Origin of the sequence: Desulfopila inferna (assembly GCF_016919005.1) — a bacterium.
GTDB classification, from domain to species: Bacteria; Desulfobacterota; Desulfobulbia; order Desulfobulbales; family Desulfocapsaceae; genus Desulfopila_A; species Desulfopila_A inferna.
In genome coordinates this window covers 934880-950263 of the sequence record NZ_JAFFQE010000001.1, presented here as the reverse complement: position 1 = coordinate 950263, position 15384 = coordinate 934880, and the positions used below count along the sequence as shown (strand labels likewise).

Below are 15384 nucleotides of genomic sequence, written 5' to 3'. Positions count from 1 at the left end.
AAAGATGTTTCGTGGGTTGCGACTGATGTCGCGACGAGATATTTAATCTAATCGATTCTAAAAACTCTGTCAAGATTTATTTCTCGTTTATTTCTGCCTCCGTTGCGCTCAAATCGTTGCCGATCACCCGCGCCCCAAGGACCGAGCAAACCTACATTATCGCCCTCAGACTGTCAACGCCTTTTTTCCTGAAAAGTTCAATTTATTTCATTGGCCTGCGACAGACTTTGATCGGCAGAGCCTATGTCCTTAATGTTTTGATATTCAATGGAGATGGAGTCATGAAAAATCCTGTTCTACGTCTTATAGGTCGACTTTATGAGTCCATTTCGACAGCTTCGAAGATTCTTCAGGAGAATCATCAAAGAGGGCTTGTCAGACCAAAAATGGAATTATTTATCCAATGAAAGAAAATGAAGGGACAACTTGGCGATTGGAGTAAGCAGGAAAAGAATCACTTCCAATGATTCTCGTCAAGATAAAATGGGTAGTATAAGTTGTATAGAACAAGATAGCACAGGCATAGAAGTAAAATCATACCTGTGCTCAAAAGCAACTGTCAGCAATCGTTATTTCTGTCTGCGTTCACGAATATATTCTTTAGTCAAGACGGGATGCTCTTTGATTATTGTATCTAGTTTCACCGGAAGTGATTGACTGAGAAAATCATCAATTTCGGTATAGGTCATATCTTTTTCAACAGCTTCCTCGATGAGATCCGCAAACTGTTTTTTATCATCATCATTTTCCAGGTATGAAAATATTCTATGTCCTTCTTTTTCCTGCTCACCTGGAGGCGCCGATGTAGTACGAAGTTCTGCAATTTCGGCGGAAAGCTGTCCTATTTTTTCATGTGCGTCTTTCAGTTGGGCGCCTTGTTGCTGAATCGTCTCGTCGCTATTCTCTAAAGAGGAGCTGATTTGTTGGAGTTTCTCTAAACAGCCGGAGAGTGAGGCGGCGAGTTCTTCCTGTTTACTTTCCAGTCTTGCCGTAAGGGAAGTCACCTGATCCAGCGGTATCTCATTGACGGTTTCCTTGAGTTGAGAGACGGTATTGGAAAGGTTCTGATTTTCTTTGCTGAGGTATGATATATCTTTACTGATACCATTTATCTCATTGGAGAGTTCTGCCCGTGTTTTGTTCAGCAATTCAAGTGTGTCTGGTTCATTCGAAGGCTCTGAGGTACGGATCTCCTTTCTGGTAAATGTTTCTGCAGTATCAGTCTTAGGTTGTCGGGCTGTTTTTTTCATGACCCTGTCTGAGGCCGGAAGACGTGACCACCATGGAGACAGCAGTTCCATTGTCCGGTTGCGCAGTGCATAATACATATCTCTCGAGGTATCAGGAGAGTAGATAGCAACGGCTCCCAAGAATATGGCAAAGAGCACGACTATGGAGAAGACTAACGCTATGATGAGACCGATAGCGAAAAGTATAGTGAGAAAAACGCCTTTGAAAATTGAGACTATTCCGTCTAAAAAGCTTTCGGCATTTGATCCAGCAACAAAACCTATGAGAATAAAGACAGCCAGAAGAACCAACGCCGATTGCAGCAGAGGTTTTTGTAATTCAGGACGGTTCATGTACGCCTCCTATTGATCATGAAGTAATGTAATCGCTGCAACCTTGGGAAAAGCATTTGCAACGGTTATGCGAATTATATTCGTGGATGAAAGGGTATTTAACAATGATCCTCTTTTGCAGTGAACATTGAAAAGAGATTAGTGTCAAGTTGTAAGGCTAATTTTTGTGTTTGTATAAATTTAACAAGAGCTGAACTGCATAAGGACATTAAGGCAGCTTTTCTTCTTGCAATAAAATCTGATAATTTCGTAAAAAGTCATGGAAGGTGCCGGGATGGACTCCGGAATCTACAACAACGTAGACCGAGATTTTTATGAGTCCATCAAATCTGGAAAACATCTTCTAAAGCACTAAAGATTTATTGTTCGTAAAGCTCTAATTCTCTCTAAGACCGGAGGATGGCTGTAATGCAGAATGACATTAAGCCGATGCGGGGTCAAATTTGAGAGATTGGTCTTGCTGAGAGTCTTCAGGCCGTCAATGAGGTCTTGCCGCGATTTTGTCGAGAGTGCAGCATATTTGTCAGCCTCATATTCATGCTTTCTTGAAATAGAATTAAAAAGAATAGAGAGCAAAAGGCTCACCGGCGTAAAGAGAAAGCCAAAGAAGACCAGGCTGGCATATGTTGAGACATGGGTCATGGAAAAGGCGGCAAAAAGATTCTCATTGTTCATGATCAGGGAGAGAAAATAAAAGAGAATCCCTGTTTGGATGAATGAGGCAATCATCATCTTGATGAGATGTTTATGCTTGTAATGTCCCATTTCATGGGCAAGAACACCTATGATCTGCGCTGGAGGTAATTTTTCCAGAAGAGTGTCGAAGAAAACAATCTTCTTGAATTTTCCAAAGCCTGTAAAAAAGGCATTCAGTTTTGAGGACCTTTTTGATCCATCCATGACGAAAACCCCTTTGATGGTGAAATTTTCTTTTGAAATGTATTTATGGATAGCTTCTTTCAAGTCTCCATCTTCGAGTGGGGTGAATTTGTTGAACAGCGGCATAATTATTACCGGTGCCAGAAATTGCAGAATCAGAGTGATCAGAAAAACACCGATCCAGCAGTAGATCCAGGCAAGGCTGCCGGCTGAGTTGAAAAACCAAAGCACAAGAGCTAGCAGCGGTCCCCCGATAATCACTGTCAGCGCCATGGCTTTCAAGGCATCCAGTATAAATGTCATTGGGGTTGTACGGTTGAAACCGAACTTCTCTTCGATAACAAATGTAGAATAGAGAGAAAAAGGTAAACCTGCAATCAGGGTCAGGAGAATGAGCAGGCCGGTAAAAATAAGTCCGGTAATAATTTCACCAAAGCCAAAACTTCGTGCATATATATCGACCAAATTAAAGCCACCGGCAAGCAGGAAAACCAGAGTTATCAGCGTGGTGAAACTGCTCTGAACAAGAGAAAACCTGGTCGTCTCCCTGGTGTACTGTTGCGATTCTCTATACCTCTGCTGATCGTAGACATCTTCAAACTCGGCCGGCAGCTTGGGCGAAAGAGCTTTGAGATTAAGGGCGGAAACCAGGATTTCCAGAAGGAAACTCAGGCCAATGACTGTGAGTATAAAGAGGAGCCAGTTATTCATAGTTATCAATTAGATATGAGAATGTGGTTAAAATCCCCATTAAGATAATACCTTATGAGCAGTTGTGAATAGAAAATCCTAAAAATGGAGGAAAAATACTGCTCTTGGGGGAAGGGAAAAAAAGAGAATGCAGCTAAGGTTAGCCCCTAACCCGCAGGCCAAGGGCTTTTGCCGGAGTTTTACATGATTGACTGGATGGTATTTTCGGCGTAGTGAATAAACTGTGATGGGAATATACCCATGCCCAGAATGACCACCATTAAAAAGACCGAGAGCATTTTCATATGGGCAGGGGTCGAAATGGGATCCTGTTCATTTTCAGCAGAGCAGAAAGCCACACGCACCACAGAAAGATAATAGTAGATGGCGATGGCAGTATTGATGGCAGCCAGAACGACCAGGAGGAGATAATCCTGTCTCAAGGCGTCGATCAGGATGAAAAATTTTCCCATAAAACCTACAAAAGGAGGAATTCCGGCGAGGGCAAACAAGCCAATGAGAAGGGTGACGGCCAAAAACGGGGAACGCTTGTAGAGGCCTGTGAGGTCCTCGATCATGACATTCTCTCCTTTTGCGGCAACGCTGCAGATCACCAGGAAGCAGGCAAGATTCATCACCACATAACCGGCAATGTAGTACAAGGCGTGTGCATATCCGGTGATGTGGAAGACTAGAAGACCAAGGAGGACAAAACCGGCATGCGCAATACCTGAGAAGCCGAGCATCCTTTTTATGTCTTTTTGAACGAGTGCGGAAAGATTACCGTAAAACATTGAGAGAATCGAACAGACAATGAGCAGATTAACCATGGTTTCTCCGCCGCCTTCGATCATAGTAAGAATCCGCAGCAACAGAGCCACGGCGGCAAGCTTCGGCACCGTGGCAATAAAGGAGGTGGTTTCGTTGGCCGCTCCTTCATATACGTCCGGAACCCAGAAATGAAAGGGAAAGATGGCAAGTTTGTAAAAGAAACCGCAGAGAATAAGCACAGTGGCTATTACGGCTACAGGCTGATTCAAGAGAGTCGGGATTTCGAGGACGAGCACATCCAGTCGGGTCGATCCGGTGAGACCATAGTAATAGCTCATGCCGTAGAGCATGAAACCGGTCGCCATGACACCGAATAGAAGATATTTAGCGCCTGCTTCCATCTGGAAGCGGTATCTGCCGCTGTCATCGCGCATAGGAACCATAATATATACAGCAAAAGAGGAAAGTTCCAGAGCGACGAATATAGCCAGCAGCTCCACACTTGAAACCAGCATCATCAAGCCGAGAACGCTCATGAAAAGACAGAGATAGTATTCAGGATGGATTTCTTTTTTCAAGCTGTCCAGCCTGCTGCCGAAGAGGAGTACTACCAGCAGAGCCCCTCCCATCAGTATCTTAAAAGTCTGTGAGAAGAGGTCGACACGATAGGAATTATAGAATAGATCGCCTTCCTGGGTGGCACCCTGCAGCGTTGCCCCAAAAATCAGCGCACCAAGTGTTATAGCGATGTTTTTAACCGTGTTGCTACCAGCATTTCTTATACTGACAAAGAAAATGACAAGACCGGCACCTAACAATGTTAATTCTGGCAAAAATAGCATCATAATACCCTCAATGAGGCAGTTAGTGGTTGTGGTGTTAACGCAGTATCAAATCAGCCGCGGTCAGAGCCTGCTGTTGATGACTATGCAGCTGGTCCAGCAGTCCGATCACGCTGGTATGCATCATATTGGTAAATGTTTTGGCATCGAGTCCGATCCAGAAGACAAAGAAAAGAAACGGTGCCAGCGTTACAATTTCCCGGATGTTAAGATCCTTTAGCCAGGATTGGTCGGGATTATTTGTGCCGCCCCAGATTACCTTCTGCAGCATTCTCAACATATATGCAGCGGCCAGAATCGCTCCCGGTATTGCGGCAAGGGCCAGATATGGAAATTTTCCAAGGGCGGTATCAAGCTGGAACGTACCGACGAGTATCATAAATTCGCCGACAAATCCATTGGTCCCGGGAAAGCCGAAGGCAGAGAGGGAAAAAAAAGCCAGAAAGGTGACAAAGATCGGCATGAACTTTCCTACACCGGTCGCCGAGAGCAGTTCCCGGCTGTGAGTTCGCTCGTAAATCATGCCTACACAGAGAAAGAGCGCTCCGGTGGTCACACCATGGTTGATCATCTGCAGAATGGCGCCCTCGACCCCATGTATGTTAAAGACAAAGATTCCCAGAGTGACAAAGCCCATATGTCCTACTGAAGAATAGGCGATAAGCTTTTTCATATCGTTTTGAGCAAGTGCCGTGAACCCTCCGTAAATAATACCTGCGATGGAAAGCCACAAAACCGGTTGGGCCAGGTAGATTGCGGCATCCGGGGTAATCGGCAAGGCAAAGCGCAGGAAGCCGTATGTCCCCATTTTCAGAAGAACACTTGCCAGGATGACGGATCCCGCCGTAGGTGCTTCAACATGTGCTGCCGGCAGCCATGTGTGAAAGGGAAACATCGGCACCTTGATGGCGAAGGCGAGAAAAAAAGCAATGAAGATCAGGATCTGTGCAGTAAAACTATAGTTGCCCCACATCATTTCCGGAATGAAAAAGCTGAAGCCGTTTTCCTGATACAGCCAGATGATGGCTACCAGCAGGAGCACGGAACCGGACAGGGTGTAGAGAAAAAATTTGATTGAGGCATATATCTTTCTTGGGCCACCCCAGATTCCTATGAGAAGATACATGGGAATGAGCATCGCTTCCCAGAGAATATAAAAGAGAACGAAATCAAGTGCTGCAAACACTCCGAGCATGGAAGTCTCCATGACCAGCAGACAGATCATGAAGGTTCTGATACGCGTTTTAATATAGGACCAGGATGCCAATACACAAAAAGGCATAATGAAGGAAGTGAGCAGGAACAGCAGGATGGATATGCCGTCCAGACCTACCTGGTAGTGAATATTCAGGGAGCTTATCCAGGAGTGACTTTCGGCGAACTGGAAGCGTGTTGTGGAGGTGTCAAAACCGGTGATCAGTCCGATCGACAGAAGTGCAGCAATAGAGGTCACCACAAGTGTCCAATTACGGCTGAATAAATCGTTATTGACGAAAAGCAGAGGCACAACTCCAGCCAGTGGCAGGAATATGAGTATACTCAGCAGGTGCGGGAACTCTGGATAAGTTAATAATTGATCCATTACCGGTGATCCTCAGTTTCAGTATTATAACCAGACATAAGCGATTAGAATAACAGCAGCGAGAGTGACCGTGTAATAAATGGTCATCTGAATCTGGCCTCTCTGCAGAACTGTTGCAACACGTCTTCCTATGGCACGCACACAGCGAGCCGATCCGTCAACAACCCCGTCGATGCCGTGCCAGTCGAACCAGGACCAGAAGGAGGCGGTGGTCATGAGGCTGTTCAGACCGACAACACGATAGGCAGCCCCCCAGGCGTCATCGGCCTTTTGGATCGGATATTTGGCAAGCCAGAGGAAGACTTGTCCCCCTTTGCGGTAGAACCAGTCCAGATCAAGGCTGATGGTGGGCTGCGGAGCGATTTTTTTATGAAAAAAGTAGAAAGCGAGAGCAGTAAAACCTAGAATTTGCAGGGTTTCACTCAGATGATACTGGTCGTATGGGTGGAAGGCAACACCACTATGCGGCAGCATCTCATAGAGAAACGGCAGGTAGACTCCGATCAGCAGACAGAAGAACGAGGCGATAATCATCGCTGCCTGCATATTCCAGGGTGGATCCTCTGCTTTGGCGTATGTTTCTTCAGAACCACGACTTTCGCTGAAAAACAGAAAGTAGGGGAGACGCAGTCCGGCTATTAAAAATGTTCCGGCCGAGACAAGTGTGAGCAGGAAACCCACAAGCAGCATATGCTCTTGCAGGCTTGCGGCGATAATCATTGATTTGGTGACAAACCCAGAGAACAAAGGGAAACCTGAAACTGAGATTCCACCGATGACGATAAAAAGTAAAGTCTTGGGCATCTTTTTGTATAAACCGCCAAGCTCCGTCAGTTTCGTTTTGCCAGTGGCATGCAGGATTGCCCCGGCTCCCATGAAGAGAAGTCCTTTGTAGAGAATATGGGCAAAAGCGTGAGCGCAGGCGCCATTAATGGCAAGTGCCGTCCCAATGCCGATACCGGCCACCATATAACCCACCTGACTGACGATTTCCCAGCCCAGCAGGCGGCGGATATCGTTCTCCATGATAGCATAGACAATGCCGTAAATGGCCATCACCACACCAAGAATGATGAGGATATCGAACCCGGCAAACCCTCGTATTAGAGTGTATACCGCAGTCTTTGTCGTGAAGGCGCACATGAACACGGCCCCCGCTGCAGTTGCCTTGCTGTAGGCGTCCGGCAGCCAGGAGTGCAGCGGGGGGACCGCTGCATTGAGCATGAGGCCTGACAGAATCAGCCAGGTATAGAGCCGGGTATTGTTTTCATCTAGGAGGACAAAGGAGAGATCGCCCGTTGCCTGGTACCTGAGGACAAAGCCAAGCAGGAGCAGAAGGCCGCCGAAGGTATGGACCAGCAGGTAGCGGTAACCGGCGGCCAGTGATCCTTTCTCGCTGTTAAACCAGATCAGGAAGGTAGAGGCGAGGGCCATCATCTCCCAGAAGAGAAAAAGCACCAGATAGTCAGCGCAATAAATTACGCCAAGAGAGCCGGCCACATAAAACCAGGCGGCGACATGATGCCAGACATTTTTTTCATGAAGCGCGTAGATCGTTCCGATGATGGCCATCAGCGACATGATGAAACCAAAGACCATCGAATAACCGTCTATTCGTCCGAAGGTAAGTTCCAGATTAAGAAAAGGCACCACCCCATATGTCCCTGGCTGCGTATGCAGATAGAGGACATTGATAAAGGTAAGGAGAGGAATAAAGACGAGAAATGGTTTTCTGAAAGGATCCTTGATAAACGGCAGGATACAGGCGCCTAGAATCATAATGAGGGCTGGGTGGAAGAAACTAGTTGTCATAATAGTCCTCCCGTATGGTGATCCCGCCTCGGCCGAACCAGCGGGCAAAGTAAATGATCACTATTACCGATATGAACGCGAAAAGCCCCCAGAAGGCGGGAATGGCTTTTTCGGCCCAGGTATGGGCGTGATGCAAGTCGACTGTTAGACTCCAGACAACAATAGCGCCTATTCCACCAAAAAAGAAATAGGTGAGTCCCTGCAGTCGGTTTCGCAGGTAATCGATTAGTTGTACAATCATCCTGTCACCACCTTAACAAATTCCATCATAATGTTTGGGAAGATACCAAGCAGGACCGAGATGGTACATGCTATCAGTATAGGGATAAGCATGGACAATGGTGCCTCTTTGATACCCTGGAACGCTTCGTTTTTCGGGCGTTTGCCAAAAAAGGCCTTATATGTAACCGGTGCAAAATATGCCGCATTGAGTATGGTGCTCGCCAACAGGATAAGAAGGATACCCAGCTGGTGTGCCTGGATGGAGCCTACCAGCAGGGTCCATTTGGTCACAAAGCCGGCCACCGGAGGTACTCCTATCATAGAGAGCGAAGCAATTGCAAAAGCCCCGAAGGTAAAGGGCATGGTTCGACCCAGCCCCTCCATCTCCGAGATGTATTTTTTATGAGCAGCGACGTAGATGGCGCCAGCACAGAAGAAGAGTGTGATTTTAGCAAAAGCGTGGTTGACGATATGTATAAGTCCTCCCTGGATACCGGCTTCCGTGAGCAGCGCTACACCCATTATAATATAGGAGAGCTGGCTGACCGTCGAATAGGCCAGTCGGGATTTGAGATTGTCTTTGGAAAGAGCGATAATCGAGGCCGCCAGAACGGTGAAGCCGACGAAATAGGCGGTGGGGATCCCCAGATTGAGCAGAGTCATGGTATCCAGGCCGAAAATGTAGAGCATCACTCTGGTAGTGCAGAAGACACCTACCTTGACGACCGCTACCGCATGCAGCAGGGCGGAGACCGGCGTCGGGGCAACCATGGCTCCCGGCAGCCAGTGATGGAAGGGCATGATTCCGTTTTTGGCAAAGCCGAACAGGCAGAAGACATAGAGCATGATAACCAGCCATCTGTCCAGATCCGGACTGAAAATGCCGTAACGAATATCCGTGGTGAAATCCAGCGTGCCTGTAAGTACATAGATGAGAATCATGGCCGGAAGCAGGAATGCTTTGGCCGTTGTGGTCAGATAGATGATATATTTTCTGGCCCCGCTGTAGCCTTCCTGGTCCTGATGGTGAGCCACCAGAGGATAGGTGCAGATGGAGACGATTTCATAGAAAAGGTACAGGGTGAAAAGATTGTCGGAGAAGGCTACTCCGATTGCGCCGAATATCGCCAGGGCAAAACAGGCATTGAAGCGGGTCTGCGCATGTTCTTTCAGGCTGCGCATATAGCCCATCGAGTAAAAGACGGCGATGGTCCACAGGGATGATGCCACAATGGCGAAGATCATCGACATCGCGTCGGCCCTGAGAGTGATGGACAGTCCCGGCAATATGGTAAACAGATGGCATTCCAGAGTTCTGCCGGCGATGATATCGGGTATCATCGAGAGGACGATGCCAAAGAGAACGATGGAGGATACACATGAGATTCCTTCCCGAACATTCTCCTCCCTGCCGCGTATCATGACTCCGAGTGTGCCGATCAGAGGAACCAGCAGGGCGATGAGAAGTATTTTATCGGAACCGACCGTATTCATATCCATGGATGATGTTCCTCTTCTTAGCCTTTTAGCTCGACGAGGTCTTCTGCGTCGATCGATTTGTAGTTTCGGTAAATGGCGACAACGATGCTGAGGCCGATAGCCGCTTCTGCAGCGGCAATAGCCATGATGAACAGAGTAAATATCTGGCCGACAATCGGATCGGGTGCTGTAAACCTGTTAAATGCCATGAAATTGATTGAAGCGCCGGCAAGAATGAGTTCGGAGGCAATAAGCATGCCGATCAATGTTCTTCGGGTGACAAGTCCATATACCCCTATGCCGAAGAGCAGGGCGGCGATAAGAAGGTATGTGTTCAGTTCGTTGTAGAGTGAAAGAATTTCCATTAGTTGCTCCTCCCGCGGCGTGCAATGACAAGTGCCCCGATGATGGCTATCAGAAGCACAATGGAGATGAGTTCAAAGACCATGGAGTAGTCGGTCAACAGCCGTATACCGATGTTTTCAACCGAGCCGTCGTTTATTTTTGTCTGGACGGGCCAGTAAGTTTTAACGGCAAGAAGTGCAAGCCCGCCAAAAACGAGACCGGCAGTGATCAATCCCAACGGACCTGCCAGAGGACCAGGCGGACCATGTTTTTTGCTCTGTTCAGGTGCGGCAAACATTATGGCGAAAGCGATGGTAACGGAAACCGCACCTATATAAATGAGGACCTGCATCATCGCGATAAATGGCGAGTTAAGAAAGAAGTACAACCCGGCAACACCTAGAAAACAGATAATCAGACCGGCGACGGCACGAACCAGCCTGTCGGCATTACAGGCGATCAGTCCTCCTGTGATCGTGACTGCAATCACTATCAGAAAGACTAATCCGACGAGTTGGTCGGCATTGGGGAGTGAAAGGTTCATGAGTTTTTCTCCTCCAATCGTTTCAGTAGATCGTAGATAAAATCCTCTTTGCGGGTGCTGGCCAGGTTGTATTCGTTCGAGAATTTTATAGCGTTAAAATTGCAGGATTCGACACAGGAGCCGCACAGAGAACATGTTGTAAAATCGAGGATGTATTTAGTCAGTTCTTTCTTTTTCTGGCCCTCTACCTTCTTCCCTGCAATAGAAATGCAGCTAGAAGGGCAGGCGCGCTGGCACATCATGCAGACTATGCAGTTGGGCTTGCCTTCTTCATCGCCAATAAGCTCTATATGGCCGCGGAACCCTTCGTGCATTTTCAGTGTCTGATAAGGATACTGCACGGTAACGGGAGGACTGAAAAATTCCTTAAACGTCACAAAAAGACCGACGATCAGGCTCCACAGTCCGCTGAATATTTCACTAAAATAGGTTCCCATGGCTATAAAACCTTCAGTAATCCTGCAGTCAGGAGCAGGTTGAACAGGGAAAAGGGGATGAGAATCTTCCAGGAAAGATTAAGCAATCCATAGATGGTCGTTCTCGGAAAGGTCCACCGAATCCAGATAATCGTGGCGATAATCAGATATATCTTGATCAGGAACCACCAAACTCCGGGGAAGAGCCCGAAAGGACAGGACCAGCCGCCGAGAAAGAGGATAGTGGTCAGGGACGCCCCGATGACGATATTGGCATATTCTCCCATGAAGAAAAGGCCGAACCCCATGCTGCCGTATTCAGTATGAAAGCCGGCAACCAGTTCGCTTTCCGCTTCGCCGAGATCAAAGGGAGCCCTGTTGGTCTCCGCGAGTGTACAGATGAAGAAAATCAAAAAGGACATCAGCATGAGCGGATTGAACAGACCCGCTTTAAAAGGAAATAGATTCCAGTTCCAGATGCCGCCCATCTGGCCCTGAACGATATCGTAAAGGTTCATGGTTCCGGCGATCATCACCACGGTAATGACGGTGACAAGCATGGGAATTTCATAGGCGATGGCCTGCGATACGGCACGCACAGCTGACATCACCGCATACTTATTACGGGAGCTCCATCCGGCAAATAGCAGGGAAATGCCGCCCATTGAGGCAAAGGCAAAGATGGCCAGAACACCGATGTTGAGGTTATGGGCAATGATGGTCTCACTGAAGGGAATAGTGACAAAGCTGATGATGGCCGGGGCCATGGCCAGCACGGGAGCGGCTATAAAAAGCGCTTTGTCGGCGCCGCCGGGTATGATGAGCTGTTTGGCCATCAATTTAATGCCGTCAAGGGGAGGTTGCAGAAGACCTAGGGGACCGTTGATATTTGGTCCGGGCCGGCGCTGGATGCGTCCAGCTCCCCGGCGTTCCGCCCAGACCAGATAGGCGGCGTTCAGGGCCGCAAAGCCAATGGCGATGACCACGGCTATGACAACATTGAGTAAGGTTAGTTCCATCTGGATTCCCCTTTATCTGTCGATTTCAGGAATAACGAGATCAAGGCTTCCCATGAATGCCAGTGCATCCATTATCAACAAGCCCTTGCAGGATTCATCAAAGAGGTGCATGTTGGAATACGTTGGGGAGCGCAATTTAAGACGGTAGGGACTCTTTCCGCCGTCACTCACCAGCCGCATGCCGAAATTGCCTCTGGCGGTTTCCACTGCCTGATAATAGTCGCCGGCGGGCGGTTTGACGTTTTTCGGGGCCTTTTTCGCCATGATCGGTCCGTCCGGTAATTTTTCCAGGCCCTGCTCGATGATGCGCAGCGACTGTTCAATTTCTTCCATGCGCACCTTGTAACGGGCCAGGGAATCGCATTCATTGAAAACCGGAACATCAAAATCAAATTCAGGATAGACGGAGTACGGTTCGTTCTTGCGAACATCGTAATTGATTCCAGACCCTCTGGCGACAGCACTTGTGGCCCCGTATTTGCGGCAGGTTTCGGGGGAGAGAATAGCGTTGCCCTGGAGCCGTTTCCTGAAAATAATATTGCCGGTGACCAACCGTTGGTATTTCTTCAGCGATTTGCGCATGCGCGGGATAAACTTTTTGGTTGATTCGATAAAACGTTCGTCGACATCATTATAGAGGCCGCCGAATCTGTAATAGCTGTAGGTCAATCTGGAGCCGGTTACAGGTTCCAGTATGTCAAGGATATGTTCGCGGTCCTGCAGGGCATACATAAGGGGGGAGAATCCGCCCAAATCCATGACGAAGGCCCCAAACCAGAAAAGATGAGAGGCTATCCTGTTGAGTTCGACGGTGATCACCCGGATATATTCTGCTCTTTCAGGAACTTCGATGCCGGCTGCCTTCTCAATAAGGAGAACATGTCCATGACAGTATCCCAGTGCGCCCAGGTAATCCATACGGCTCATATTCATATAGAACTGGGGATATGTCTTGATTTCACCCATCTTCTCATGCATGCGGTGGATGTAGCCGATAACCGTTTCGGCTTCGACTATGTACTCTCCGTCCATTTCCATCTTGACCCGCAGTACCCCGTGAGTTGCCGGATGCTGGGGCCCGACGTTGAGAACAAAGGTTTCGTCTGGTTGGATTCGTACTGGTACGCTCATGCTTTGAAATCCTTTAAAAGTGGATGAAAGTCTGCGTCTTCAGGTAATAGTAGAGGGATCAGGTGCGGGTGCCCGTCAAATTTGATGCCAAAAAAATCATGCGTTTCACGCTCGTGCCAATTAGCGCCGGCATAAATGGAAGTGATGGTGGGAACCACAGGATTTTCTCTAGGGATACGGGTACGGATAACGACTCTGCACAAGTCGAAATCATACCTGCTGAAATCATAGATTATTTCCAACTGGTTTTCTTTTATCCAGTCAACTCCGGTTATGCTTTCAATAAAGAAATCGAGCGAGTCAATTATGCCGACAGCCTCCACCAGCTGGTCCGGATCAACCTGGGCATCGAGATGGTAACCATGAACCCTGTAGTCTCTTGTTATAACGCCGTTTTTGCGGGGTCCCATCTCCTTTTCCCGGGCGGCTTCCTCGACCGCTTTTTCCGGAGTATCCGCGACAATATCCGCCTTTGGCTCAACAGGTTCCGCTTCTGGGAAAAGTGCTTCAAGTGCCGTTTTGGTTTTTTCAAGTATCATTTTATGTTCACCCTCAAACCTGTGCTCAGAATCTGGACATTTGTTCAGTAGATCGATGGTACTTCCTGCGACCTGGTCTTTTCCCACCTGTTCCAGCCTGAGACCTTATGTTCAAGCTCGATTATTCCCTGGAGCAACCCCTCCGGTCGGGGCGGGCATCCCGGAATATAGACATCAACCGGAAGAAATTTGTCCGCTCCGAGTTCAATGGCATATTGCCCCTCGAAGACGAAAGGGCCGCCGGAAATGGCGCAGTTTCCCATGGCAATAACCCACTTGGGCTCCGGCATCTGATCATAAAGCGTCTTGATGCCTGGTACCATTTTCTTGGAAATAGTGCCGGCGACAATCATGACATCACTCTGGCGAGGTGAAGGGCGAAAGACCTCGGCTCCAAACCGCGACATGTCGAATCTGGCACAGCCGGTGGCCATCATCTCGATGGCACAGCAGGCTATGCCGAAAGTGAGCGGCCAGAGCGAGTTGGCGCGGCCGACGTTGAGCAGTTTGTCCAGTACTGCAAATTGAACGACCGAGGAAGGTACATCATCATTTATCGATGGTATGTTCTTCTTTCCCACTTGAATACTCCTTTAACCCATGCATAGACGATTGCGAGTGATAAGATTCCGACAAATAAAACAATTTCAATGAAATCACGATATGAGCCGGCAAGCGTTTCCCCATTATAGGCCACCGCCACCGGAAAGAGGAAGAGAACGTCGACATCAAAAGCTAGAAAAATGAGTGCGTAAAGATAGAAGACGATGCCGTAGCGGATCCAGCTATCCCCGATGGGCTCCATGCCGCATTCGATATACTGATCTCTCTTTTTGAGGATCTGTCGTGTTTGCAGCGGCATGAGCAGATAGACTATCGCTATCGGGCCAAGCGCAAACGCAAGTCCGCCAAGAGTGAAGGCAGCTATCCAGAGAATGCTGTCTCTGTAGAGGAGTTCTGTAAACTGAGGCTCCATACTAGTCCCTCGTTGTGGATTTTAGTCAATGACGGTGCGACCCACAATGATTCACACCATATTATTCGCCAGTGGAGAGCTCCACTTAACAACGTTCGGTGTTGAAGTACAAACTGACAAGCCAGGACAGTGGTTAACTTAGTAAATAAGATATATTTGTGTCAATAATAAACTGAATTGCTATTCAGTAACTTGTCCTGTATTTTGCAAATCCAAAAAAATGACTGGATCCATTGCTGTATGGTTCACGAAAACCGGATACCTGTTTTTTCGCTAAGACATGAATGTTATGGTGTAATTTTAAACATTTCAACAAAAATGGTAGTGGACATATGTCCTGATTTACTGCTGTATCTCCGGCTGCCGACAGGATGATCCCGGTTGTCTGATGGTTTGATCCGGAAACCTTACCATTTCTTTTGTGAAAGTAAATGTATACTAGAAAAATTTAAAATTGATATTCAATTATGTTGATGTATAATGCGACAGCATCTTATGTGAGAAATGGTGGTACTCCGGAGCAAATGGTTATATATATATGTAACTTGAAGAAA

At 47.7% G+C, this 15384-nt stretch carries 15 protein-coding genes; all 15 read right to left on the bottom strand.

Features of this window, described 5'->3' with window-relative positions:
* Positions 1–569: 569 nt before the first annotated feature.
* The 15 genes from JWG88_RS04055 to JWG88_RS03985 all read right to left on the bottom strand — a co-directional run bounded on the left by JWG88_RS04055 (position 570) and on the right by JWG88_RS03985 (position 14830).
* Positions 570–1583: a hypothetical protein gene (locus JWG88_RS04055; RefSeq protein ID WP_205232405.1), complete on the bottom strand. Its 1014-nt coding sequence runs from the start codon at positions 1581–1583 to the stop codon at positions 570–572.
* A gap of 351 nt (positions 1584–1934) precedes the next feature.
* Positions 1935–3173: a M48 family metallopeptidase gene (locus JWG88_RS04050; RefSeq protein ID WP_205232404.1), complete on the bottom strand. Its 1239-nt coding sequence runs from the start codon at positions 3171–3173 to the stop codon at positions 1935–1937.
* Positions 3174–3352: 179 nt separating this feature from the next.
* Positions 3353–4768 (bottom strand): NADH-quinone oxidoreductase subunit N, encoded by a 1416-nt coding sequence (locus JWG88_RS04045; RefSeq protein ID WP_240194241.1) that lies wholly within the window; start codon positions 4766–4768, stop codon positions 3353–3355.
* 34 nt (positions 4769–4802) lie between these two features.
* Positions 4803–6347 carry a complex I subunit 4 family protein gene (locus JWG88_RS04040; RefSeq protein ID WP_205232403.1) on the bottom strand — a complete coding sequence of 515 codons (1545 nt, stop codon included), beginning with the start codon at positions 6345–6347 and terminating at the stop codon, positions 4803–4805.
* Positions 6348–6371: 24 nt separating this feature from the next.
* Positions 6372–8159, bottom strand: a complete 1788-nt coding sequence (locus JWG88_RS04035; RefSeq protein WP_205232402.1) for a Na(+)/H(+) antiporter subunit D — start codon at positions 8157–8159, stop codon at positions 6372–6374.
* Positions 8149–8400: a hypothetical protein gene (locus tag JWG88_RS04030; protein ID WP_205232401.1), complete on the bottom strand. Its 252-nt coding sequence runs from the start codon at positions 8398–8400 to the stop codon at positions 8149–8151. Before JWG88_RS04030 ends, JWG88_RS04035 begins: the two co-directional genes overlap by 11 nt.
* Positions 8397–9881, bottom strand: a complete 1485-nt coding sequence (locus JWG88_RS04025; RefSeq protein WP_306793041.1) for a monovalent cation/H+ antiporter subunit D family protein — start codon at positions 9879–9881, stop codon at positions 8397–8399. Before JWG88_RS04025 ends, JWG88_RS04030 begins: the two co-directional genes overlap by 4 nt.
* A gap of 17 nt (positions 9882–9898) precedes the next feature.
* Positions 9899–10225: an NADH-quinone oxidoreductase subunit NuoK gene (gene nuoK / locus JWG88_RS04020; RefSeq protein ID WP_205232400.1), complete on the bottom strand. Its 327-nt coding sequence runs from the start codon at positions 10223–10225 to the stop codon at positions 9899–9901.
* Complete coding sequence (locus tag JWG88_RS04015) at positions 10225–10749, bottom strand: NADH-quinone oxidoreductase subunit J family protein (RefSeq protein WP_205232399.1); 525 nt, start codon at positions 10747–10749, stop codon at positions 10225–10227. Before JWG88_RS04015 ends, nuoK begins: the two co-directional genes overlap by 1 nt.
* Entirely contained in the window at positions 10746–11186 is a 441-nt protein-coding gene (locus tag JWG88_RS04010) for a NuoI/complex I 23 kDa subunit family protein (RefSeq protein ID WP_205232398.1), read from the bottom strand. Before JWG88_RS04010 ends, JWG88_RS04015 begins: the two co-directional genes overlap by 4 nt.
* Positions 11187–11188: 2 nt before the next feature.
* On the bottom strand, positions 11189–12184 hold the full coding sequence (locus JWG88_RS04005) for a complex I subunit 1/NuoH family protein (protein WP_205232397.1): 996 nt from the start codon (positions 12182–12184) through the stop codon (positions 11189–11191).
* A 12-nt stretch (positions 12185–12196) separates the two neighbouring features.
* Entirely contained in the window at positions 12197–13315 is a 1119-nt protein-coding gene (locus JWG88_RS04000; protein WP_205232396.1) for an NADH-quinone oxidoreductase subunit D, read from the bottom strand.
* Positions 13312–13854 (bottom strand): NADH-quinone oxidoreductase subunit C, encoded by a 543-nt coding sequence (locus JWG88_RS03995; protein WP_205232395.1) that lies wholly within the window; start codon positions 13852–13854, stop codon positions 13312–13314. The genes JWG88_RS04000 and JWG88_RS03995 overlap by 4 nt, the downstream gene beginning before the upstream one ends.
* A 44-nt stretch (positions 13855–13898) precedes the next feature.
* Positions 13899–14435 carry an NADH-quinone oxidoreductase subunit NuoB gene (locus JWG88_RS03990; protein ID WP_205232394.1) on the bottom strand — a complete coding sequence of 179 codons (537 nt, stop codon included), beginning with the start codon at positions 14433–14435 and terminating at the stop codon, positions 13899–13901.
* Positions 14408–14830 (bottom strand): NADH-quinone oxidoreductase subunit A, encoded by a 423-nt coding sequence (locus JWG88_RS03985; RefSeq protein WP_205232393.1) that lies wholly within the window; start codon positions 14828–14830, stop codon positions 14408–14410. The genes JWG88_RS03990 and JWG88_RS03985 overlap by 28 nt, the downstream gene beginning before the upstream one ends.
* Positions 14831–15384: the final 554 nt, after the last annotated feature.